At 44.2% G+C, this 24,331-nt stretch carries 19 protein-coding genes; 8 read left to right on the top strand and 11 right to left on the bottom strand.

Annotated features, from left to right (window positions below; genetic code table 11):
• Positions 1 to 213: 213 nt before the first annotated feature.
• Together ABWT76_RS24240 and ABWT76_RS24235 are read right to left on the bottom strand one after the other, a co-directional pair.
• The gene (locus ABWT76_RS24240) at positions 214 to 4,497 is read right to left on the bottom strand and encodes a filamentous hemagglutinin N-terminal domain-containing protein (protein ID WP_354635072.1); all 4,284 of its coding nucleotides are present in this window, start codon (positions 4,495 to 4,497) and stop codon (positions 214 to 216) included.
• A 102-nt stretch (positions 4,498 to 4,599) separates the two neighbouring features.
• Positions 4,600 to 7,368 carry a CHAT domain-containing tetratricopeptide repeat protein gene (locus ABWT76_RS24235; RefSeq protein WP_354635071.1) on the bottom strand — a complete coding sequence of 923 codons (2,769 nt, stop codon included), beginning with the start codon at positions 7,366 to 7,368 and terminating at the stop codon, positions 4,600 to 4,602.
• Positions 7,369 to 7,573: 205 nt separating this feature from the next.
• Here ABWT76_RS24235 and ABWT76_RS24230 point away from each other — a divergent pair, with 205 nt between their 5' ends.
• Complete coding sequence (locus ABWT76_RS24230) at positions 7,574 to 7,657, top strand: CxxxxCH/CxxCH domain-containing protein (protein ID WP_354636438.1); 84 nt, start codon at positions 7,574 to 7,576, stop codon at positions 7,655 to 7,657.
• A 267-nt stretch (positions 7,658 to 7,924) separates the two neighbouring features.
• A complete protein-coding gene (locus ABWT76_RS24225) occupies positions 7,925 to 8,077 on the top strand; it encodes a hypothetical protein (RefSeq protein WP_354635070.1) in 153 nt (50 codons plus the stop codon).
• 59 nt (positions 8,078 to 8,136) lie between these two features.
• Here the strand turns inward: ABWT76_RS24225 and ABWT76_RS24220 are convergent, their stop codons facing one another.
• The gene (locus tag ABWT76_RS24220; RefSeq protein ID WP_354635069.1) at positions 8,137 to 8,889 is read right to left on the bottom strand and encodes a hypothetical protein; all 753 of its coding nucleotides are present in this window, start codon (positions 8,887 to 8,889) and stop codon (positions 8,137 to 8,139) included.
• Between the two features lie 93 nt (positions 8,890 to 8,982).
• The gene (locus tag ABWT76_RS24215; RefSeq protein ID WP_354635068.1) at positions 8,983 to 9,150 is read right to left on the bottom strand and encodes a hypothetical protein; all 168 of its coding nucleotides are present in this window, start codon (positions 9,148 to 9,150) and stop codon (positions 8,983 to 8,985) included.
• A gap of 382 nt (positions 9,151 to 9,532) precedes the next feature.
• Here ABWT76_RS24215 and ABWT76_RS24210 point away from each other — a divergent pair, with 382 nt between their 5' ends.
• Positions 9,533 to 9,973 (top strand): CAAD domain-containing protein, encoded by a 441-nt coding sequence (locus tag ABWT76_RS24210; RefSeq protein WP_354635067.1) that lies wholly within the window; start codon positions 9,533 to 9,535, stop codon positions 9,971 to 9,973.
• Positions 9,974 to 10,076: 103 nt separating this feature from the next.
• Here the strand turns inward: ABWT76_RS24210 and aroA are convergent, their stop codons facing one another.
• Entirely contained in the window at positions 10,077 to 11,405 is a 1,329-nt protein-coding gene (gene aroA, locus ABWT76_RS24205) for a 3-phosphoshikimate 1-carboxyvinyltransferase (RefSeq protein WP_054464150.1), read from the bottom strand.
• A gap of 255 nt (positions 11,406 to 11,660) precedes the next feature.
• Between aroA and ABWT76_RS24200 the strand changes: the two genes are divergently transcribed.
• Positions 11,661 to 12,152, top strand: coding sequence for a hypothetical protein (locus ABWT76_RS24200; protein ID WP_054464152.1), 492 nt, complete (start codon positions 11,661 to 11,663; stop codon positions 12,150 to 12,152).
• A gap of 145 nt (positions 12,153 to 12,297) precedes the next feature.
• Here the strand turns inward: ABWT76_RS24200 and ABWT76_RS24195 are convergent, their stop codons facing one another.
• The 3 genes from ABWT76_RS24195 to ABWT76_RS24185 form a co-directional block, all read right to left on the bottom strand.
• Positions 12,298 to 12,774 (bottom strand): hypothetical protein, encoded by a 477-nt coding sequence (locus ABWT76_RS24195; RefSeq protein WP_054464153.1) that lies wholly within the window; start codon positions 12,772 to 12,774, stop codon positions 12,298 to 12,300.
• A 358-nt stretch (positions 12,775 to 13,132) separates the two neighbouring features.
• Entirely contained in the window at positions 13,133 to 14,215 is a 1,083-nt protein-coding gene (locus ABWT76_RS24190; protein ID WP_054464155.1) for a M23 family metallopeptidase, read from the bottom strand.
• 914 nt (positions 14,216 to 15,129) lie between these two features.
• Positions 15,130 to 16,080, bottom strand: a complete 951-nt coding sequence (locus ABWT76_RS24185; RefSeq protein WP_054464157.1) for an alpha/beta fold hydrolase — start codon at positions 16,078 to 16,080, stop codon at positions 15,130 to 15,132.
• A gap of 414 nt (positions 16,081 to 16,494) precedes the next feature.
• On the opposite strand from ABWT76_RS24185, the gene ABWT76_RS24180 reads away from it, so the two are divergent.
• The gene (locus tag ABWT76_RS24180) at positions 16,495 to 17,913 is read left to right on the top strand and encodes a hypothetical protein (RefSeq protein ID WP_054464159.1); all 1,419 of its coding nucleotides are present in this window, start codon (positions 16,495 to 16,497) and stop codon (positions 17,911 to 17,913) included.
• 162 nt (positions 17,914 to 18,075) lie between these two features.
• On the opposite strand, the gene ABWT76_RS24175 is transcribed toward ABWT76_RS24180, so the two are convergent.
• Together ABWT76_RS24175 and ABWT76_RS24170 are read right to left on the bottom strand one after the other, a co-directional pair.
• Positions 18,076 to 18,543, bottom strand: coding sequence for a hypothetical protein (locus ABWT76_RS24175; RefSeq protein ID WP_231636516.1), 468 nt, complete (start codon positions 18,541 to 18,543; stop codon positions 18,076 to 18,078).
• A gap of 202 nt (positions 18,544 to 18,745) precedes the next feature.
• The gene (locus tag ABWT76_RS24170) at positions 18,746 to 19,300 is read right to left on the bottom strand and encodes an NB-ARC domain-containing protein (protein ID WP_231636517.1); all 555 of its coding nucleotides are present in this window, start codon (positions 19,298 to 19,300) and stop codon (positions 18,746 to 18,748) included.
• Positions 19,301 to 20,275: 975 nt separating this feature from the next.
• Here ABWT76_RS24170 and ABWT76_RS24165 point away from each other — a divergent pair.
• Positions 20,276 to 21,046, top strand: a complete 771-nt coding sequence (locus tag ABWT76_RS24165) for a hypothetical protein (protein ID WP_054464161.1) — start codon at positions 20,276 to 20,278, stop codon at positions 21,044 to 21,046.
• Positions 21,047 to 21,595: 549 nt separating this feature from the next.
• Here the strand turns inward: ABWT76_RS24165 and ABWT76_RS24160 are convergent.
• Positions 21,596 to 21,811, bottom strand: a complete 216-nt coding sequence (locus tag ABWT76_RS24160) for a hypothetical protein (protein WP_072160596.1) — start codon at positions 21,809 to 21,811, stop codon at positions 21,596 to 21,598.
• 185 nt (positions 21,812 to 21,996) lie between these two features.
• Between ABWT76_RS24160 and ABWT76_RS24155 the strand changes: the two genes are divergently transcribed.
• Both ABWT76_RS24155 and ABWT76_RS24150 read left to right on the top strand, forming a co-directional pair.
• On the top strand, positions 21,997 to 23,367 hold the full coding sequence (locus ABWT76_RS24155; protein WP_354635066.1) for a hypothetical protein: 1,371 nt from the start codon (positions 21,997 to 21,999) through the stop codon (positions 23,365 to 23,367).
• Positions 23,352 to 24,311: a MoxR family ATPase gene (locus ABWT76_RS24150; RefSeq protein ID WP_354635065.1), complete on the top strand. Its 960-nt coding sequence runs from the start codon at positions 23,352 to 23,354 to the stop codon at positions 24,309 to 24,311. The genes ABWT76_RS24155 and ABWT76_RS24150 overlap by 16 nt, the downstream gene beginning before the upstream one ends.
• Positions 24,312 to 24,331: the final 20 nt, after the last annotated feature.

The following is a 24,331-nucleotide window of genomic DNA, read 5'->3' as shown; positions in this document are numbered from 1 at the left end:
CTATCCATTGCCCAACACAAGAAACCGGGTTTCTGGGGTGACATCTTTAAATTAACGGCGATCGCCAAAAAAGAAACCCGGTTTCTGAATTCTGCCTATCCGTTGCCTATCCGTTGCCTATCCGTTGCCTATCCGCTGCCACATCCGCTGCGAACACCCAGTGGTGCGTTACGCTTCACTTCGTTCCGAAGGCAGCACCCTACCGCTGCCAACTTATTGATTGCCCACCGGACAAACTGGAGGCATAAATATGGGAAGAAACCGGCTAAAATTCCCCTGATTTGCGGTTAAAATCACCTCACCATTTTGCCCGATCGCATATCCTGTTGCTTCCACAACTTCAGTTGCAAAAAGGGAACGGGGAACGGTTATCAGGGAACGGGGAATATTGCCTCTTGCCTGTTCCCTGTTCCCTGTTCCCTGTTCCCTATTCGGCAACTCCACCCAACCAAGCACCGCCAAAGATTCAGGGATTAAGGGTTCATCGGGAGAAGGCGGTTTGCCACCCCGTCCTGTAACGATAAAGCTACTACCTCGATAGTCGCGACAACCCCCTGCCACCAATCCGGTAATATCTGGCAAAACCGGGTTTTGAACTAATCCCGAAGTCACATCAAGTTCCGTACTAATTTCTACGGTGCCACTAAATTGAGGGCCAAGTTCAGAAGTAGCAGTAATATCACTTTGAAAGGTTGAAAAATCGCGAAACTCAGTGCCAAAAATCCCCGCAGCATCGATAATCACCCGACCGCCTTGGGCTTGTTGAGCATTCGCGCTAATATCACTATTTTCCAAAGCGGCTAAAACCCCGGTATTAATATTAATATTCCCCCCAGTTGCCTCTCCTGTGGCATTAGTCGTAATCTGACTATTATTCTTGAGAAATACCTCTCTGGAATTGAGCCAGATATTGCCTTGATTTCCTGCGGCAGTTTCCGCACTCAGCACCGCACGGTCTAAACGTAAAGATTCCGCCGCAATGGTTAAATTACCAGCAGGGCCAATGCCATCACTACTGACGGTAATTTGAGCTTGGTCATAAAGCAATAATTCTCCAGTATTAATATTAATTGTGCCACCATTTCCGGTAGATGCTTTAGAAGTATTAGCAAATACGCCACTGTTGCCAACCGCCGAGCCCACAGTCCAGCCCAATTCAGCTAATAATCTTGTTTCCCGTTCGGCAAAATTCTGGTCAATTCCAGAAAAAATGATTTGGTCAGCAACATTGAGAGTAATCGTGCCTGCATTACCACCACTACTGCTACTGGAAGCAATTTTACCCCCATCAAAACCTGCCAATCGGTTGGTGTTAACCGTAATATTTCCACCATCACTATTGTTTTGCGTTTCCGCAGTGATGACCGCACCATCGAGGAGTTGTAGCTGTGAAGTATTAATCAAAATATCACCCCCTCGACCCGTCGCACCTTGTGCAGTTCCAGTGACAATATCGCTAGGTATGCCTTCCGTATTTACCCCAGACAAAATGACCGAATCAGTCATATTAATCCGAATGGTTCCTCCCGCTCCTTGGCCACCAGGAATGTCATTATCAGTTCCCAAAACCGACGCGGCAATCGCTGAACTATTGTTGAGTAAAAGCGATCGCCCTGAAAGCTCAATATTGCCTCCCTGACCCACTCCTTCAGGAGATATGGAAGTATTAATTAAACTGGTATTATCTAATAAAATCCCATGCTGAACCTCAACCGAGATATTTCCGCTATCTCCTTGCCCTGCGGTTCCGGCAAAAATAAAACCTAAATTGCTCATATTTAAAAATGCAGATTGAATCTGAATCTCACCTCCCTTACCATTCCCGGTATTTCCCACATCGCTAGAAATACCGCTATTCGTGATTGTAATCCCCTCGGTAGCGTTAATTGATATATTGCCTGCATTTCCTTGTGCGTTAGTATTACTAAACAATCCACTGCTATCAGTTAAAGATAGAGAAGCAGTTTCAATGGAAATATCGCCACCATTACCAATTGCTGTGTTTTCTACACCACTAGAAATGTAGCTCTCTGTGAGAGTCATCCCATCGATAGTGCGAATTGATATATTGCCTGCATTTCCTGGTGCGTTAGTATTACTAAACAGTCCACTCTCATCAGTTAAAGATAGAGAACCAGTTGCAATGGAAATATCGCCAGCATTACCAATTGCGGTGCTTTGTACATTTGTGAAAATCTGACTATTCGCGATCGCCACCGCATCATTCGCCTCAATCGATATATTCCCCGCATTTCCTTGCCCGAAAGTATCAGCGGATAAGAAAGAGTTTTGTAAATAAAAATAACCTGTTTTAATCGCAATTTTGCCACCATTTCCCACTGTTGTCGGAGCCACACTGCTGTACATTCTGCTATCCGTCAGTGTAATCTCATCAGTAGCATAAATCGATATATTCCCCGCATTTCCTTGCCCGAAAGTATCAGCGGATAAGAAAGAGTTTGTCAAAGACAGAGAACCAGTATTAATCTGAATATCACCTCCCTTACCATTACCCGTCGTTCCCACACTACTAGCAATCTTGCTTTCATCGGTGAGTGTAATTTTATCACTAGCGCGAATTGAGATATTCCCGGCATTTCCATTACCAAAGGTGGGAGCAAACAAAGAAGACTGATTTGTTAAAGACAGAGAACCAGTATTAATAGAAATATCACCACCATTCCCATTACCAGTCGTTCCTACGCTACTAGCAATTCTGCTTTCATCCGTTAGTATAATCTCATCAGTAGCGCGAATTGATATATTTCCCGAATCTCCTTGCCCGGAAGTACCGGCGAGAATATTACTATTATTAGTCAAAGAAAGAATACCCGTATCAATAGAAATGTCACCCCCCGATCCTACCCCTTGCCCAACAGAACCAGTGGAAATAAGACCCCCAGACAAACTGACACTTTCACCAGTCTGAATTGAGATATTCCCTCCATCCCCTTGTCCCGAAATTTCGGCTGAAATTAGCCCACCACTATCCATTGAAAAATTATTGGCAGAAATATTGATATTGCCACCTTTCCCGACTCCTTCAGCAAGCACAGTAGTAGAAATCAAACTCTCCCCAAAATTCTGTCCAGTCACAGAAATTCTGTCATTAGCGGTGAGTGATATATTTCCGGCATTACCTTGTTTGGAGGAGAAACTGGTAATATCACTGCGATCGATTGAAATATTATTTGCTTGAATCTCAATATTACCAGCATTGCCTGTTGCTTCACTTGATGGGCTGGTAGTAATACTGGCATTCAGTAAGGAAACCAAATCTGTAGCTTGGACTGAAATATTGCCCACGTTTCCTGAGCTTGAACTTGACGATAATACGGTTGCCCCATTAGACAGCAAAAATGAGTCAGTATTAATCTGAATTTCACTAGAGGTGCCCGCCCCAAAAGTATCCGAACGGATTTCCGCCTCATCAGTGAGTGACAGGGAGTTACTATTAACAATAATCTTACCCGCATTCCCAGAGCTTTCCGGTAAGGCACTGTTGTAGAAACCACTGGATGATTCGCTATTTCCTACCCCGGATAAATTAATATTATTGGCATTGACAATAATATTTCCGGCATCCCCAGCCCCTTCAGTTCCGGCGGTCAAACGCCCCCCACCTGTAGCAGTCAAATTATTCGCATTGACGGTAATTTCTCCGCCCCCTTGTCCCCGCACCGCGACTCTGCTATCGTTGGCTAAATTAATATTAGCCAGTGAACTATTCTCTGGAAAACTGAGGCGAATTTCCTGGTTATTCACGGTTAATCCGATAGTTCCTTCACCGGCTAATCCTCCTAGTTCAATGCGACCACCAGGGGCATTTAATCCCCCGCAATCAATCGTAATATCACCGCCAATTAAAGCCAAGCTTTCACCCGGTTGTACTTCTAACCCGGTGATATTTCCATCGCTATTAGCTGCCGATGCTTGATTCACAATCTTGCCCGGATTTTGGCCAAATTGTAACCCAATAGGGACATTAATACTGAGTAACGCTGGAGTATCGGCAGAGGTACTATCAAAAGATAGTTTATTTTCAAATAAAATACTGCTTGCTGTCGTCCCGATAAACGAACCGCCAATATTTAGTTGGGCATTTGCCCCAAAGATAATCCCTGCGGGATTGATTAAAAATAAATTAGCCGTTCCATTGGCTCGCAGTAACCCGTCAATTTGGGAAATATTCCCGCCCGTAATGCGGCTGAATATATTGACAATATCTGTGGCGTTGTTAAAGAATGCTTGGCCGTTGGTGGGAATCGAAAATTCCCGAAAGCTATGGAATAAATTGCTGCCTGCGGTGGCGCCGCCATTAATGGTAAAGTTGAGATTATCTGGGCTGGAAACTTCTGTAGGCAGGCTATTATCCGGGGCAATTTGTGCCCGAACTGGGACAATTCTGGCGAGGGTGCCTAAACAAACTGTACCCAGAGTAATTCCTAGGGTGATCCAAAAATTATTCTTGCCCTGTTCCATGATTTTATTGGCCAAAATCTTTCTTTTATTTTAGTAGCTGATTTAGTGCTTTGGGGATTTTTTTACATAATTTAACACTTTTTATATAAAAGTAGGGTCGGACAAGATTATTGCAAGTTATTGCCATTCCCCTTGGAGAGTAAAGGCAGCCCAATAATAGGGTGATCGCCATTTTTCTTCTTGCCACATTTCTACTTGGGCTGCTTGCAATGCGGCAGCGGGGGTCAAACTATTTTGCCACATTTGTTCATAAAATTTTACCATTAATTCGGCGGTAGCTTCATCGTCTATATACCACAAACTGACCAGCACTCGCGCTGCACCCGCATACATAAATCCGCGAGTTAACCCCACAATTCCTTCGCCTCGAATCTTTTGACCTAATCCAGTTTGACAAGCACTGAGTACCACTAATTCTGCTGGTAATTTCAGATTAAAAATATCGTGGAGTCGCAAAAAACCATTTTCTGGTTTGCCGTTTTCGTCTACCAATGATAGAATTAATGTAGATAATTCTGGGTGGCGGGTATTCGCCTGCCCATGAGTGGCAAAATGAACAATTTTATATTGGTTTAGCTGCTGACTTAATACCAATTCTCGATTGGCAGCAAAATCAAAGGCTTCAAAGCGATCGCCCTCTGGCACCATCGCCAAAATTGCCTCAGCTTCTTGACGAGTAAACGGCAGTCTTGCATAGAAATTTACTAATGATTCTTCTGTATGACTTTCTGACATTTTTACCCGTTCATCACTTAGCCCAAATACTGGATCGGCTAACACAGCCAAAGTGTTCTTTGCCGATGGGCGATCGCGCAGTTCACGGCGTAAAATTGCTTGAGTAGAAGCCGAAGGCAACGTAACAATTTCATGGTTCACCATTAAGGGCAGATAATCGCGATCTCTTTCTCCGGTTCCGGGAACAGCCACTCCTGCAAATGGCACATATTGTAAAGCCCCATCCGCAACAATTACTAAGCGTTTCTGCCCGGTTTTTTCTCCTAAGTTTTTCCCTAATCGATCGGCAACTGGCTCTAAAATCATCTCGGTTAATGACTGAGCGGCTGTTGCGACTTTAGTTAAGTTATTCCGAGTGATTCGGCTAGCCACAGTATTACGAAAACCAACCGCCGCTTCCTCAATAGTTTGCCGATTGGGAAGTTGATAACTGGTGATTTGATCGGCAGTCACACCCCAAAGATAACTGCGTTTTTCCCCCAGAAAATATTCCAACAATAGGGTATCTTCATCCAAGACTTGCTGCTGAATTTCTGCGAGAGTCAGCGGCTGAGGTTGGGTCAGGGCTGCATATCGCGGGCTGTTAGCCCGAATTTGGGCTTGCAGCAGTTGATTTTCCCGCAGATATTTTTCAATTTCTAAGTTAATGTGGTTGAGAATTGCCTGACTTTGTTCTTTAGTCGTTTCCCGGCTGAAAAGTGCCAAACGCTGAGTTTCCAAAGCATTAAGTTGCCGTTGTAACCACTTTTCCCGATCCAACAGTTGAGGGTCTACTCCTTGACGAATATCTGCTTGGGCTTCTATTAAAATATCCAGTAAAGAACGAGCTCGCGCTTTTTCACTAACTTGCAATGCTAAAGCATCATACCCAGAGGTGGGTTGCTGTTGGTGAAGTTGCATCAGCAAGTCTATATATAATTCGTAGTAATCTTGCTTGGATGCTAAGAAAGAAGTCCGCAAATCGTGACTAGCGACATTTGTGCGAATATCCTCCACGATCGCCAATGCAGTTTTGATTTGATCGAGGGCAATTTGCAGATTTCCTCGTTGACTTTCCACCCGCGCAATGCCATAACGGACTTCCGCTTCTCCATTCCTACTGCCAATGGTTTGCCAGAGAGATAACGCTTGGTTGTAGTAATTTAAGGCTGGGTCAAATTCACCATAATTACTGTGAACCGTGCCCAGATTCATCAAAGTATAAGCCATCCCTAGTTTATTGTCGATTTCTCGATCAATTTTTAAAGCTTGATCAAAGTAATCTAATGCTAATTCAGTATTCCCGGCATTCCCATAAACTTTGCCCAAATTATGTAAAGTTGCAGCTTCTCCACGGCGATCGCCCACTTGCCGACGCAGGGGTAAAGCTTGATTCAAATATTTTAGTGCTTGCTGGGTATCTTCTAATGAACGATAGACATTGCCGATATTATTCAGGACAGTGCTTTGTTCGCGAATATCCCCTAATTCTTGCTGAATACTCAAGGCTTGCTGATAATAATTTAAAGCTTGCTGATTATCCCCTAAACTCCAATAAACTAAACCCAGATTATTTAAATTAATCGCCTCTCCTTTGCGGTCTTGCAATTCTTTTCTCAGGGGTAAGGCTTGCTGATAGTAATTCAGGGCTTGCTGATATTCTCCAAATGCCTGATAAATATTGCCCATATAGGTAAAAGTCCGGGCAACTCCTAGGCGATCGCGCATCCTTTCTCGGAGGGGAAGGGCTTGCTGATAAAAGTCTAAAGCTTGTTGATAATTGGCCAATAATTGATCGACTGAACCCAATTGGGTCAGCACAACGGCTTGATAATAGGGTTGGTTAATTTCCTCTAACTTTATCAAAGCTTGATGATAAGCGGCTAAAGCGGCTTGATATTGATATAAATCCTTGTGAACATTGCCAATCCAAAGGTGAGTTAAAGCCACTTGAAGCGGATTTTCTAATTCCTGATAAATCTTCAGGGCTGCGGCATATTTTGCCAGGGCTGCTTGATCGGACTCCCTGGTTTTTTGTTGGTAAAGGCGATCGCCTGCTTGAGATAGTTGTTCGGCGGTAAAGCGTAGTCGATCCGTTGTATTTGCCACCCGCAAAGCAGCCATATTTAGCTGATAGGTTCCGGCAATGCTATTGGGCTGTTCGGAACGCACCTCAATCCGATAATTTCCGGCGGTTTATGCTATCCAATAAATTGACTCTTCGCCCCCAAAATGATAGGTGTTATCCTGTTTTACCAAGGGGTTGTTATCGGGAGAAAAGAGGGTAATTGCTAGATCAATTCCGCGTTGTTCGGCAGTAATCTGTAGATATTCGCCCGGTTTGAGGTAAATTTGATAGCTGTGGCTTTCTCCAGCAGTGAGCGATCGCTCTAAAACTTGTTCTGGGGTCAATTGCCACAGCGGTTCTGCTCTCTGGGCAATTGACTGGGGTGCAGTCTGAATTATTGTTGACTGTCCTAATTTAAAATTGGGCAGACTTTGCCAGAGAAACACACTGATTAATAAATTCTGAAACATGAATCCAATGGTTTTTAACTCGGTAGCTTTATCCAACTATTATAATTATAGCCTATAAATATAAAGCTAATTTGTCATTCCTGCTTCCGGCGGTAATCCATAAGTAATATCAAGAAAAACACTCGTAAATCATACCCGATCTGGATAAGATGGATTCCCTCCCGATCGGGAATGACAGAAAAGTTTTAGGATGAATTCCCGATCGCTCAAAGGGGTTTTGACAGTTGATATTATCCGTTGCCAACCAGAATTAATTCATCCGTTGCCAACCATGCTTGATTCATCCATTGCCAAACATCCGTTGCCCAGCACAAGAAACCTGGTTTCTGGGGTGACATCCTGAAATTAACGGCGATCGCCAAAAAAGAAACCCTGTTTCTGAATTTAGGATGGATTTGCCCATCAATCACAAAGCATCTTGATTGTATTTTGCTGGATTTCCCTTAGATCATTAGATGGATTCTCCACCGCTAATATTTCTTGTACCACATCGGATAAAAGATTATTTGCCATAAAATATCTGACCCGATATCGAGAAATCGTTTCTGGATCTGCTCCTCCACTCTTCAGGGCAGCTTCTCCTAGTTGCAACTCACGGGATATCCGCTCAATTTCCTCAGAATTGAGCAACTCTAATGTAAACCGAATCGACTCAGATAAACCATAGTCAATAAACACCTCATATCTTATACCAGGCTCTAAAAATTGACCTTGGTATAAAATACTGCTCTGTTCTGGTAAAATCTCTTGACTCCACATTTCCTGGTCTGTATTGCGGGAACGGACTTTAATTTTATTTACAGTTCCCTGCCACATAAATAACGGGGCAGAATGCCAAAGTTTAATCCCGCTAAAAATTGCTGGAGCCACCAGACAAATGGCTTCTTCTCCACTTCTAGCGCTTAAACTGGGTTCTTCTTCTTCCTTTTGCTTTAAAGATTGGAAAATATCCTGCCAATTTCGATCCTCTGTGGGTATGATGAGCCCCGGATTGTCTGAATCTATTCCCTGACTCAAGCGGGTCGGATGAACCGATTGGGGATTCAGGGCAGGGAAGCGGTCGTGAGCGATCGCACTGGTGAGGAACATGGGAAAAACCGTGGCGAGCGGCGCCAATATCCCCATGAATTTAATTGGCAATTTAGCAAATAACATAAGTCTGTATTGAGGGGTTAAAATTTGTCTATCGATTTCTATTAGATTCTACAAAAATAAATAGAACGATTCCAGATTTTTTCCCTGATAAAATTAAAGCGATCGCCCTGATGAATCGATTTTCAAAACGTTCATCAGGGCGAAGCGAAAAACCGGGGATTTATTTAAGTCAGCTAGGATCCGAATCAATTGGCGATATTCTGGCGATCGTCCGGGGGTGAGATCCGGTGCGCTTAGGGTGGGCGAGCGCTCAATTGTCAAGACCTGATGAAAAAAGTCTTCTAACGACCCAAAACCGGAAACCAAAACCGGAAAATCACCTTCGACCCCTGAAGCCGATCCCTTGCTTATGATAAAAAGCGGCGGATATTTTGTGAAATTATTTGCCTTGATGAATTTTCAGCTTCATATAACGACCTCATAAGTTCAAAAGCAAGGAAAACAACTTACCTTGGACTCGGAGGCGATCGCTTTTTCCCCAAAAAACCAAATTATCTGTTAAAAATCTTCAGAATTCGCCAATTTTTGAGAAACTAAGTCAGAACAATCCTGTCTGACAGCTTCTCTGCTTAGTGCTATGGTTCAAAGGCAGGGGAAGAGACCCCTGGAGGATTGTACAAATCATCATTGGTGAGGTGTGATTATGGATCCTGAAATGAAGCCAACATCAGAAATGGCCGATGTGGAAACGATGGATATGGATGTGAATACGGACGACTCCGGTTCACTCAGTACCGTTGCCTCTAAAGAAGAATCGGGGCAACAATGGGACAATATCAAGAATACGGTGGTCGATATCTTATCTGAACTGCCGGATTATGTGGGTGGTTTTTTCAACCAATACCAGAAACCCATTGTCACTGTGACCCTTTTGATCGCCGTTTTAGTCACCATTAAAGTGACCTTTGCGGTGGTGGATGCGGTGAACGAAATTCCCCTACTGGCGCCAATTTTTGAGTTAGTTGGGATGGGCTACTCGATCTGGTTTGTTTACCGTTATATGCTGCGGGCTTCTACTCGTCAGGAGTTGTGGCAAGACATTAATGGGATTAAAAGCCAGTATCTCGGAGCAAAAGACGAGTAGTCTTTGCCGAACTTGACTTAATTTCTGCCCCCAAATCAGTAAAGGGCGGATGATTAGATCCGCCCTTGTTGAATTGAAAGAAAACGGCGATCGCCCTTGTTGGTTATCCGCCGATCGCCTCTTGTAAGGTGCTGGTAAATTCCGGGTAAGAAATGGCAGCGGCTTCGGCTCGATGAATGGTGGTGGTGTCTTTGGCGCATAAAGCCGCGATCGCCAAACTCATGGCCACCCGATGATCGTCGTGACTATCCACCTCGGTGCCAGTTAACGGGGTGCCGCCGGTAATTTCTAAGCCATCGGGCAATTCGGTGACGCGGGCACCCAGGCGGTTTAACTGGGTGGCCATCACTTGCAGGCGATCGCTTTCTTTCACCCGTAACTCCGCAGCATCGCGAATCACCGTTGTCCCCCGCGCAAAAATAGCGGCTACGGCCAAAATCGGAATTTCATCAATTAAACGGGGAATAATATCACCCGCGATCGTACAAGCTTTAAGCTGACTGTGGCGCACTCGTAAGTCCGCCACCGGCTCACCAGCCACCACTCGCTGATTAATCAATTCAATGTCTGCATCCATCATCGCCAAGGCTTCCAGGATGCCGGTGCGCGTGGGATTTACGCCCACATTTTCCACGATTAATTCTGACCCAGGCGCGATCGCCGCCCCCACCAGCCAAAATGCTGCCGAACTGATATCCCCAGGAACGACCACCGGCTGACCCTGTAACTGTGCTTGACCTGTCACCGTGACACTATGGGTTTCCGGATCCACCTGAATCTCCGCGCCAAACGCTTTGAGCATTCGTTCACTGTGATCCCGAGACAGGGCTGGTTCTGTCACCGTAGTTTGACCTTCGGCCATTAACCCAGCTAACAGGATGCAGGATTTAACTTGGGCTGAGGCAATGGGCGAATGATAATGAATCCCTTGGAGTCGCTGACCTTGGATTGCCAGAGGCGCCAAAGCATTACCCTGCCGTCCCCAAATTTGCGCCCCCATTTGTTGCAACGGCTTGACCACACGAGACATAGGGCGCGATCGCAACGAATGATCCCCCGTCATGGTAAAAAACTTATCAGGATGGCTGGCAAGAATCCCCAACATTAAACGCATAGTTGTGCCAGAGTTGCCACAGTCTAAAATATCCGTGGGTTCTTGCAAATTCCCTAAGCCTACCCCGCGTACCCGCACCAGTTGGGTATTCAGTTCAGAAATTTCCGCGCCGAGGCGGCGAAAACATTGGGCGGTACTGCGGGGATCTTCTCCCAGGAGAAGTCCTTCAATGGTGGTTTCTCCAGTGGCGATCGCTCCTAACATCAAAGCGCGATGAGAGATCGATTTATCTCCCGGCACTCTGATATTTCCGTGCAAGCAGCGATCGGCACTCGGTCGAATACTCAAATCTTTTTGATTGGCTGTGATGTCCGTCATAACGATAAAAAGCGGGATTGGGCTAAACTGATCAATAAGAGCCCTAGACATCGTACCACTGCAACTCCCCGGATCGCCTGACTAATTAATTGTTTATAAATTATGGTGATTTCCACAAATCACCCTGGGAAAATCAAAACTGAAATCAAAACTAATTATGTCCAACTCTGAATAAATTAATCCCCAAATCCTGTTAACAACTTGATATTAAAGCTTCCCTCATCTCTGTCACCTAAAAACCAAACCATGAATTTTATGCTCACTCATCGTCGCAAACCTGTCTCCCTATCGCTGATTTCTACCGACCTGCCCGTTTGGTCTGCGGTAGACACTGCCGCCACCCTCTATCAAAAAGATCAAGATCGCTTTCATCTGCTCTTGACAGAACCGGCAATTTATGATAAAATTTATAGCCTAAATTCTACCGAAGTGGCCACCCTCCCCGCTCCACCGAAATCTCGTCTCCTGTGGTTAGAATTTTCCCCTTATCGAGCGACGATGACCATGCAAGGCAACGGAGAATATAGTTACCGTCATCTTTGGGAACGAGGAATGTACGGGATTAGCCGCTACTGGATCCAAAATAAAACCGACGGGGCTACAGACCAGATGCGCTTGCGAAACTATACTCGCAGCCTGACCCTGACCGGACGCCCCATCCCGGACTATCTCCGTTTAGAATATGAACTCTGGTCAGGTAAAGTCCAGTTAGGTCGCTATATTCTTAACTTGGAAATTCATCATTAACCGCCGCGATCGCCTATTTTTTCTGTTACTGGTTATTGGTTATTAGTTATTGGTTACTCGTTAGGTGATTCTCCTAAAGAGTAACCGCCCCCAGTCGATGGCGGGTTCTCCCCGCGATCGCGGCATCTCCGCACCCCCGCATTCCCTACGGTGATGGCACCTTACAATAGCGATTGATTTGCTTAGAGAGTGACTCAGCTTCTTGGGAGGCTTGACTAATGGACAACCGAGCTTGAGTCACCTTGAGTCTTGCTTGTTTGACTTGCGGCAAGGTGACTTCTAGGGTCGATTTATTCACTATGGCGATCGCCGCACTGGTCTGAGCAAAGGCATCGCCATAGATTTGATAAATCTGCACAAATTGGGAGCGAAACTCTTGCAGTTTTTCGTCTGTCACCGCCAACTTTTCTAATTCTTGCCTAAGAAGCTTTAAACTATTCGCTTTTTGGGAAATCGCCTTGCCATCATTGAGAGCAACATTCGTCAACAGGTCGTTCCCTTGGTTGAGCATCGTCATCAGTGGACGACATTCGGCCAAAGGTCTGTGAGTACAACTGGACAAGACCACAGTCAGCAAAACGCTAACGGGAATAATTTTTTCAAGTGGGGCAAGAAGCGGCATGGAAGATTTACCAAAAATTAAGAAGTAATTAATTTACCTAGTATTCTGATGGAATCTATGAAGCCGAGGGACAGAATAATCTGTCTCTCGGCTTCTTTATTTTCTTTAATGTTCGGTCAAGGTTACAGCGGTTTTTAGATTAATAAACCACAGCCGGCGGGGATAGAAATCCCCGCCTAATGTCGCGCAAGTCGGATAAATCCGACTAGGAAGTTTATATTAAAAGAATTTCAGTCGGTTTTAACCGCCTGTAGGGGTCAACGGCCGTTGACCCCTACAGGCGGGAATTCATTCCCCGGCGGTTAATGTGGTTTACTCAGTAGAAAACCGCTGTAAGGGCTTATTGGCGATCGCATCATTACCAATGCTGGTGAGCAACGGAATTACTCGAAGGCAAATAAACCATCGGGTTGACAGTGCCTTGTCCAGGCAGATGTAACTCGAAATGTAAATGAGGCCCGGTACTGTATCCGGTAGAACCCATAAATGCAATCAGTTCGCCTTGTTTCACCACCTGGCCAACCTCAACTCGATTCTCAGAATTATGAGCATAGAGGGTTATACTGCCATCGGGATGTTCTATTTCCACCAAATTGCCATAGCCGCCACTATGCCATTCAGAGGTAATCACCACCCCATCGGCAGCGGCCACAATTGGTGTCCCAATGAGGCCGGCAATATCGATGCCATGATGCATTCTGCCCCATCGCCAACCATAGCCTGATGTCATAATTCCTTGGGCTGGCCAATTATAGCCATTAAAAACTGGGCGTTCTGGTTGCAATTCTGGCAAGTAAGCCGTAGCGGACGCAAGGGGGGGAATTGCTGGGGTATGAACGGAGTCAGGGAATAAGAGTGCTACCTCTAGGGCTGTGGTGGACGTACTCAAAGGGTAGTTGGAGTCGTAGTTGGGGTCTAGGTTTCTTTGGGGATGGGCGACTGATTCTTGACGGTTGCGATCGGAATAATTTCTGGTAGCAGTACGGGAACGATTTTCTTGTCCCACGGAAGCAGTTGGCGGCTTGCCTGTAGGGGTAGCGGTGCGAGGCGGTACATGGGGGCGGAATTGGTTCGACCGATTCAGAAAATTCTTTGGGTCCAGACTATTTTCGGTTGGTTTGGTGCGAAAATCTGTCAACATCAGATTTGATGCTTCGGTGACAGGGGATAGGGGTTCGAGATCCTCTGTGGCTGTGATTGTAGAGGCGATCGCGGCTGATGGGAAGTCAAAGCCGGTTTGCCAAGCTAATTGCCCAGCTAAATTTACCGATGCATCGTTGTTCCCTGCGACCATTGTGGGGATAAAAGCATCCGCAGACGGCTCGGCAAATTCGGTTACATCAGACTCAAAGTCTTCATCGGTGTTAACTTGAGCTTGCACCTGCTCCACAGCACCAAGGATGACCAAGAGAGTGGTAGTAGCTAAAATTCCTGATTTCATGTTTTTTACCTCAGAGGTATCCTCAAGACAATCAACTGTCTTGATTAATAAAGATTGAATTGGTTGGCGACTATCCTTCCAATCAAAATGCACTCAAACCCTGAATTTGAATCTGTGGGAGATCAAATGAATGATTCAACCCACGGGAAATCGATGATAGTCGCAGCTTTTCGGTGATCTATCTTGGTTAATCAAAGTCTAATCCTGCTTGATTCGTTGTCATATACAAGAGATCAGGCAGATTTACCAAAAAGATCGCCAGATTTTCAGTAGATTCCTCTGATTGCCAGCAACATAGAATGAAGTTGCTATCTTTAACAGCGATAAAAATCCGTATTTTTACGGAGTGGTTAATCGATGTAGCCCTTAGATTGGCAGTTTTCTAGTAAATTCCCTGATATTTTTTAAGCTAATATTCTACTATACGTTTAATTATTCTCATCTTAAGCGATGAATATTCCTTTTGACAAGATATTTTTGTGAAGTTTTGACAAAGTTTGTTTAAAAGTATTGTAAATTACTGCCAGTAATTCCTGGGAGATTGACAAAACCGAAAAATTAGGTTAAGCCAGCGAGCTATTTTTGTCAAAAGGGACTCAGGGATCTGCGGTTCCACAAAAGCGGGTTGGCAACGCACCTTGATGTTGGATTTAAGTGGTAGCCAACAATCTTTTGATATTCTACCAGTTTGCTTATAGCATTGGCGATGAAGGCGACGACAAGTATTAAAAAGTTTGATGTAATTATGGGGATTTTCCAACAAGACTGACTGGTGCGATCGCTTTTCCGGCGATTCCGGATTCTTGCTACCGTCTTACCTCTTGATCCCCATTAATGACCCGGAAAAAGCCCACGGGTTAAAACCCGTGGGGAAATAAATAAATCAAGTCTGCATGGATGAAGGGAATAATCAATCAGGATCCGGTGTTGCTACGTCTAATCCAATCTAAGATTTCTTGATTGATTTGTTCGGGATACTCATCATAAGCACAATGACCCGCTTGGGCAATTTCCACTAAGTTTAACTGGGGATTTAAGCTGAGATAGCGCCGAAACCCTTGGAGGGGAACAATTTGATCTTGTTGACCCCAAATTGCCAAAATTGGGATGGCTACTTTTGAGAGTAAATCTTGGAGTGATTTGCTGCCATAGTCCGGGTCATTGCGCGATCGCGCCAAGCGACAAAATACGTCTAAAGCGCCGCGATCTTGGGGGGGAGTGGCAAACAAATCCACTAATTCTCGATCCACTAATTCGGGACGGCGATAAATTTTTTTCAGCACCGATCGCAGCACTGCCGGACGACGGATCAACCGAAATAACGGGGATAATAGCAAGGGATTTGCAAAGAGTTTTTCCAAATATCTCGCAAACGCGGGGGGTTGATTACTCTGGGTATCCGGGAGAGTCAGCAATACGAGATCCGAGGCCATTTCTGGATGATTGGCGACAGTATTTAAAGCCACAGATGCCCCCAAGGAATGCCCGATTGTCACCGCAGGCACTCCAATCATACAACGCCAGAAATCATAGACTAACTCACTCCAAAGGCTGACATTATAATGAGCCGGTGCTTTTTGCGATGCGCCAAAACCCAGAAAATCCAGGGCATAGACACAATGGTGTTGACTCAAAGGTTGCAGGTTATAGCGCCATTGCCCCAAGGCGGAACCAAATCCATGTAACAATAAGAGGGGCTTGGCGGTCAGACTGGTTTCGCCATTGGTCTGAAGGGAATTTCCCGCCGTGGCATTTGCCGACGCTGGTCTGATATAGGTGTAGCGGATTTGCCAACCACGCCAAATCCAATTTCTTTGTGAACCCAGATGGGTGGGAAATTTCGGGGTCAGGGTTGGGGATTGCATGGTCAATTTTATTTAATGTAATGTGATCTGAGGACACTGCATATATCTTGCCTGAAAAGGATCGGTGATTTTGCCTGGATTTTGCCTGAGCGTCGCATTTTCTGCCGTGTCCCCGACGGAGCAAATTACAGCTTAATAATTAAAGTTGCTTTCTGCTGTTGGCTGAATTTTCGCCCAATTTCCAAGAATCTAAAACATTTTCGCTGATTGATATTGAATCTTGGGAATATTTTGGCTTAAATCATCCTTAGATATAGTAGGGGCAAGATGATTTGCTATAAAACCGGCCTATGCTCTGATGGGGTTATGGGGACTCCGTGGGGCGAATCGCGATTTTCCAGATCGCCATAGGATTTTCTCTCTTGTTGGTATGATAAAGTATGATCCGGCTAAATTAAAGGTGCAGAGGTCGTGATGAATTTTGAACAGGAGTATCAAAAATGCCTGGATAAGCTAGTCTGGGCGACTAATCATCTACAATTTGAAGTCTCTGAAACGAAACTTGAGCAGATCGCTGAACTCATCGTCCAACCGATGACTGGTCCTTGGCGCTATTTCCATACTCCCGATCATATTTTTGAAGTCGGTGGTTCTACAGATCCGATAGAAGTTTTAGCCGCACTATTTCACGATCTCGTCTATGTCCAGGTAGATCAAAGTGTAAATTTTAATCTGGCTTACTATATTAGTGGGTTGATCAAAGAGGTCAAACCTTTGAAAGGTGGCGGCAAGGAACATTTAAAAATCCGCGATCGCTCAGAAATTGGTAAAGATGATATTTTTGATATTGTCCTGTCAGTATTTGGGTTTACTCCCGGTCAACAGTTGTCTCCCTTCGGGGGACAAAATGAGTTTTTAAGTGCTCTGGTAGCGGCAAAAGCGCTCCAAGAATTTGTCTCTAAAAAAATCTTAGTTCAAATTAGCGCTTGTATCGAGGCAACCATTCCTTTTCAGATGCCAAGTGCAGACGGCTTAACCGCAAGCGATCGCCTCTACAAACGGATACAAGAAACTAACAATCAGTTTAACCTCCAGTTTACGGACGAAGAAATCTTAAGCACGGTGAAAAGAGCAGTTCGGATGGCTAACCGAGACGTGGAAGGGTTTGCCACCCCCAGTGCCGCCAGTTTTCTAGATAATACCTGGAATCTGCTGCCAGAAACTAATCATAATTTAATCAATTCCAGCACTTATACGGTTCAGGAATATCGGGTTTCCTTACAAAAGATGGAAGGATTTATGAATTTCCTGAAACCGGAATCAGTCTTTCGTCAATTTGCCGGAGAACCGGACGAGGAAACCTACAATAATTTAGTCAATGGCTCCCGCAAAAATATTGAAGTAGCTCGACTGTATCTGGGCACCAAAGTGGTGACGATTGCTTTTATAGAAGCGATATCTTTACGGGTTGGCTTAGATATTCCTCTCTCCACCATGATGGGAGAACTACCGGAAAAGGGCACCACCAGCGCCAAAAAGTTAGAAGACTTTTTGCCGAATTTAAACGATCAAGCTTATCACCCGAAAGATGAGTTAGAAACCACGGTTTTGAACTTATTGGAAAAAGGACGGACGAAAAGTTCCGCCTACGATATCAAGCATTCGCCTTTAGCCACATTTTTTGTCAAAACAATGGGCTTTGATGAAATTAATCATCAATTAAACCATGCTAAAGAGTTTTTTAAACAACTAGATTCTGCTGGAGACTTACCCTCTAAGATTTCGGCGGCTAAAGTATTTATTGCTGGGTTTAATTCTACGGTGACGAATCAGGTGACGGATGGGATTTTAAAAGTCTTTGATAGTCGCCGAGAAGCCTTAAGCCGCTCTTAATTAGGCAATTCTGGCAAAATTCGTGCAAAGCCCCCGGATCCTCGGGGGGTTGGGGGGATCGAAACAGGTATTTTGCAAGAGATATATTAAAGAGGGATTTTGCTGAAATTTTTTCTCTAGCGCCATCATACCCCTAGGGACACGGCATTGCCGTGTCCTTATTTATGAGTAATTTTTCACATAATTTTTCACCAAAGCGGGAATATCAAAAAGGGACGATTCGTTATCTGTGGCTTTTTCGATTAAACCCCGTTTTCTTAAAGATTTGATGGCTTTGATGAAGTCAGCATCCGATAAAGGTAGGGGCGATTCGTGAATCGCCCCTACTCCTGGTTTTTGGGAAATATCTACTGCTTTTTGGTTGGCTAACCATTGGATGACTATTTTTTCAGGTTCAGATAACCGTTGATAATATTCTTCTAAGATGGGTTCTAAGTCTCCGAGAAATAAGGTAGGATAAGATAAGAAGCGATCGACGCTGCGGTTAAATAAGTCTTCGATGGTAGCGGCAACGATATTTAACCAGGACGGGTTGCCGCTATAAATTTGGATTAGTTTCCCCCATTTATCCTCATCCTTTAACCCTTTGTTGGTCAATATTTCGGTTGCTGCTGCTGCCAAACCACCCATTTGTAAGTTGCGGCAATGGCGGTTTTCTCCTTCTAAGGTGGCAATTTCTGTGGGCTTTTCCCAAGTCAGAATTAGGAAGAAACTTTTGTGAGGCGATTCGCTAAAGCGATAGCTACGCTTTACGCGCCATTTCTTTTAATAACTTACCATAACTTTCGGCTTCTGGGAGATAAGTGCCTGCGAATTTTTCAGGGGCAAAGAGTTATTGGAAGTCGTCGAGAATGATGAGACAACGATTTAAACGCAAATAGTCGATCGGGGATGATGATTTCGTTTCCTGATTTTGGGAAAAAAACTCGATTAAATTGGTTTGGAAAGATTTTAGGCTGAGAGTTTCGCTACAGTTGCGCCAAAGAATATAGTCAAAGTTATCTTTAATTTGTTCTACCAGTTCTCTAGGGAGGGTGGTTTTGCCCATTCCCGGCAAGCCAAAGATAGTGATAATGCGGATTTTTTCATCCAAAATCCACTTTTTTAGGGTGGTTATTTCTGCACGGCGGTTATTATGATGCTCCCATTCCGGGGCTTCGGTTAAATTGTGGCTTTGTTCTGGTTGTTTGCTAGGGTAATTTGTGGAGGAATTGGCAGAGGGCGATCGCAATTTTCCTACTTTCTTTACTTTGGGATAAGGGCAATGTTCCTTACAGAAGTTAAAATTAGCAATTTGTACGCTGTCACCGAAACGAAAATTTAATATATTGGAATATTCTACCTGTTCTATAGAACGAAAATTAGATTGCCTAACATCTTCTCTCAATTATTTTGAGATTAATTGCCATAATTTCCTGGCCACTTTTTTGATGCGATCGTGGCCGCGATTACAGTTTTGAGCAATTTCGGGGTACTTCTTGCCTGCCCAAGTCTCTTCAAGCACGATTTTTTGCAGAAAGTCTGCTTTCCCGTTTTCTCGAATACCAGCCGGTCTGTCTAGTCTAAGACTTCTTGAACGTGCATAGATCAAAGTGGTTTTCTGTCTAAGATTACACTAACACTATCTTAGACCATTTTACTCTTTTTGCCACTAAATTAGCATTTTTTACCCACAATTAACTTGGTAAATAATTGTTATTTTACACTAAATTACTCCTAAGTATTACTCCTAAGTATAGTTGTCAACAGTAAGATTGCGTGCAAGCATAAAAAGAGGAAATCTTTCAGATTGTTATTCCCGGGCAGGGGGGAATCCATAGAGACTTTGTATTTCACAAAGATGCTCTCCGCCTATAGCCAATGTAATAGTAATCAAAGCCGAGGCATCTTAGGGCGATCGCGAATATTTTAGGGCGCAAGCCGAAGCGCCCCTACCGTCGCCAAAATTTTATGTAGGGGCGCTTCGGCTTGCGCCGATTAACTTTTGTTTGTCGTTCCCATTTGACTATTAACAGATTATGCCGCAATTGTCCAGTTCAGTTTTAGGGCGAAGCATTCGGATATGTTTTAGGGCGAAGCATTCGGAGATAAAATCTATGGTTTTATCTGAGAAATTGTCGCCCGGTAAGCGAAGCCATGCCCGCAGGGCTATATGCTTCGCCCCTACATTTGATCTAATTGCAGCAAAAAATGAGCGAAAGCTGACACAAAACCGAGAGAAACATGAACTGAAAATATTCTGGTAAATTAGCGATATTGCAATTAAGAAAATTTTATTACTCGTTTCTATCCAGCAGCCCAGAAATGCCAAATTACACCGGGCTGCATATCAGGTCGGTTTCATGTTGATGAGGATTAAATTATGAGTGGGATAAAAGCATACGAGATCGTGGCTGGCGCTGCCGCAGCCCCTGCCAGCACTGGTGTTGCTGCACCCAGTATCTTCGGTGCGGCTTTGGCAACGGTTGCCCCCGCAGCAAGAGTGATACTGGCTACTGGGGCGGTTTTGGCGGCTGGAGTCGCGATCGCCAATTTGGGTTCTCAGGCTGTTCATGCTTACCAGGAAAGAGTGCGACGCCAAGAGGAAGCGGCCCGTCAACGGGAGCAAGCGGTTCAGCAGCGCATTGCTGACCTGCGATCGCGTGTTCGCGCTAATGCCAGTAAGTCTAAAGTTACGGTTAAGTCACCACCATCCCGTCCTACGGTAGAGCCAGAGGACAGGGATGCTCAACGCAAAATTCAAGATTTAAAATCGCGACTCCCCAATATTGAGTCTGAATATCAGGCTTTGGTAAATCAAGGACTTTTGGACGCTCAAACTGCCAACCAAGCGCTGCAAAAGACTCGACAGGCTGTGAATGATGGGAATTGGGCTGCGGCTAATGCTCATTTGCAGGCTTTGGACGATGCCAGAATGCAGGTGATTGAACAACTGCGCTCTCAGTGGGAAGTCCAAATTAATTATGTGCAAGAACGGCTCGATGGGTTGCGCGATCGCCTCCCAGCCGCAGTTACAGAGAACCTGAACTACGCCGCCCTAGCGCGGGCGAATTGGCAGCGTCTTTCTGACCAGGATTTACAAATTTTGCACCAGCAAAAATGTAACAATTCCGTAGAAATACGGAAAGCTTAACTTTCAGGAAATGAGGTTTGCATTTTCACGTGGCTGGTTCGATTGGGGAAACCCCCCTCACCCCTGGTTGACGGTTCAACAATGGCTAACCGAAATTTTGCCAGAATTGTCTAATGGACTGTCCAATAGACGGTTTCACCAATTGGAGAGTAGGGACATAGGCTTTCGCCGTGTGCTGATTCTGTGTATTAAACCGAGCACCAGAAACCGGGTTTCTTGGAAAGCTATCAACAGTTATCTTTATTATTTATCAAAGAAACCCGGTTTCTCATCCCCACAGTTAACCCCAATTATCAGAAACCGGGTTTCTTGGAAAGCTCCCAAAAGTTATCTTTATTATGCACCAAAGAAACCCGGTTTCTCATCCCCACAGTCAACCCCAATTCTCAGAAACCGGGTTTCTTCTTTGCGATCGACAGTTATTTTTATTATGCACGAAAGAAACCCGGTTTCTCATCTCGGCAGAAACCGGGTTTCTTATTTGCTAACAACAGTTATCTTTATTATCCACCAAAGAAACCCGGTTTCTTTTTTAGTTCTTGGTGGGGGTTATTTCCTTTGCCAACGCATCATCCGCACACAACACAAAAGCGTCAGCAGTAGCCATCCTGATGTAAAGCATAATCCAGAATATGATGTCACCGGAACATCCGGTAAAGACTGTGTATTCACTTCAATAAATTGATTAACGTAAGGTTCAACAAAATTGCTATAGCAATTTTCCAGGGCTTGCCGTTGTTTCCATTTGCTTTGTTGGCTGTCCATAATTCACCTCTGGCTTTGATTTGTGCCTTTTAGGTGAATTGTTTCTTTGGGCTTTGCCCAATCCAAACTGCCCAAACAAATCGCGAACCTTATGGTAGGATTAGCTTTGAGGCTTGAATCAACCCAGTGCCTTTGGGCTGACTCACCCAGCCCCAGCAACTGCAAATTTTACTGAAAATGTCAGAATGTCACGAAAATACGGCAATCACGAAATTACCAAGGGCAATGTTTTAAAATTTGTTGAGGCAATACTTGCCCTGGCTTATGGGGAGATTAGTATTGCAGAAGATAAGCTGGAGAATACATTTAAAATTGAATGGGTAGGAAAAGACGCAAATCAGTTGTCCATATCCGGTGAGACTTGGGTTGTCACCAGCAAAAGAACCGGACGTAAAGAAAAGCGTGAATTAGGCACCACCAAAAAGGATTTATGGATTTTAATGAAAGCGTATTGGCAGGATGAGAAAGCTTTAAGGCTACCGAAAAATCAAGATGAGACTCCCGTTAATTATCAAAAGTGGGATAAGAATAAGCACGCACAAGCTTTTCAGGATATTTTTAGTTGCTTGACAGATTTAGGAATATTTACAGATAAAAGAAAACCTAAAGATATCGAGGGTCGGACTGGTTATTGGCGATTTTCTATAAAACTTAAGTATAATCAGGAGGCAGCTAATAAAAATCAACAATTAGCAGTGATTAAGGATTTAGTGGATAAAGAATTTGGTTTAATTGAGGAATCACCTCCGCTACCAGATGAGAAAAATAAACCAGAAAATACCAGCGAACCCCCTGACCTAAAGTTATATAAAGCCTTACTTAAACTTGACTATATTAAACAACAATCGCTGTTTGACGAATTTGTCAAGAAACACCAAATTGGGGCTTGTTTAATTCATGGGTCGGCAGAGTGTTGCCCACAATGGCTGATGACTCGATTGATTGATCAGGTTCCCAATGGCGGCCCTAATAACTGGGAGAAACAAATTAGCTTTTCTCAGAAGACTCAAAGGTTTTCAATAGATAGCATTGCTAGGGAGATTAGCAAGGCAATTGGCATTTCATCAAGGGCTATCCCAGACATTGCTCAAAAAATCTGTGAGTTATGGCGATCGCAAACGGTAATTTTAATTTTTAACGACACCCATAGTCTTGAGGAAACTTATTTAGAAGAATTTCTAAAAAAAATCTGGCAACCCATAGCGGATTTAGCCTACAAAAAGGGGACAACCTGTGACAATTATGGGTTACTGTTATTTTTGCTGGACTTCGACGGATGTACGAATGACTGGGAGATCCCCTGTACCCAAGAAATTACCCCAGAATGGCATCCTCGAACGCTGATTAAATTTAAGAAAATAGAACCGATTACCCGGAGGGAATTATCTTGTTGGCTAGAACAAGTTCTCTGTGATGAAAATTTGCCCGCGCAACCAACGGTTGTAGAAAAAATTTTAGCAGGCAGCGAAGGAAAACATCGAGAAATTATGAAAAAAATATGTAAAAATTATAAGATTGAATTGGAGGAACAAGAATTAAAATGGCTGAAATATTAGAACCAACCCTAACGCTAAACTATACCGGAAAAGTCCAACCCCCCCCAGGGCATGAGGATGAAAAAGGGCTGATTATTTATCCCTATTTACCCAGTCCTGAACTGGTGGAAGCGGTTAATTTAGCTATTACCCTCCAGCGTCCTTTGTTATTGCAAGGTGAACCCGGTTCGGGCAAAACTAAATTAGCGCAAGCGGTAGCATTTGAGTTAAAGTTACCCTATCTTTCCTGGAATATTAAATCCACCAGCAAAGCCCAAGATGGACTCTATACTTATAATAATTTAGGCCGATTGCGGGATGCTCAATTACTAGCCCTAAATCGCGTCACCGACCCAGAAGAAATTCAGCGTCTAGATGACCCTAAAACTTATCGAGATTGGGGGCCGATGGGTCAGGCATTTATGAATGAACAGCGAACGGTTTTATTAATTGATGAAATTGATAAAGCGGATATTGATTTTCCCAATGATTTGCTGTTGGAGTTAGACGAAAAGCGATTTACCATTCCCGAAACTAAGGAGGAAATCATCGCCAAGCATCCGCCAATTATTTTTATTACCAGTAATGCGGAACGGGATTTGCCGGATGCTTTTTTGCGTCGTTGCTTGTTTCATTATATTGAGTTTCCTCAGCGAGAACGTTTGATTGAGATTGTTCTGGCACATTTTAATATTTCTGAGGACAATCCTGTAATAGACTTAATAGAAGCGGCGGTAGATAAGTTTTCCGAGTTGCGGGAAATTTTGCAGGAAGAAAAAGGTCAAGGGGCTAAAAAAGTGAGTACCAGCGAGTTAATTGATTGGGTTGATATTCTGCGACGCTATCCCCAAGATGAGGTGAGGGGTAAATTAAATGGTCGGCTTCCTTATTTGGGAGTTTTGTTGAAAAGTTGGGATGACCATCGCCGTTATTTAAAGCGAATTGAGGAGGCAGAGGGATGGTGAAAATTAATGATTATCGATCG

This window comes from Planktothricoides raciborskii GIHE-MW2, assembly GCF_040564635.1.
GTDB lineage: Bacteria > Cyanobacteriota > Cyanobacteriia > Cyanobacteriales > Laspinemataceae > Planktothricoides > Planktothricoides raciborskii.
This window is presented reverse-complemented; position numbering and strand designations above follow the sequence as displayed.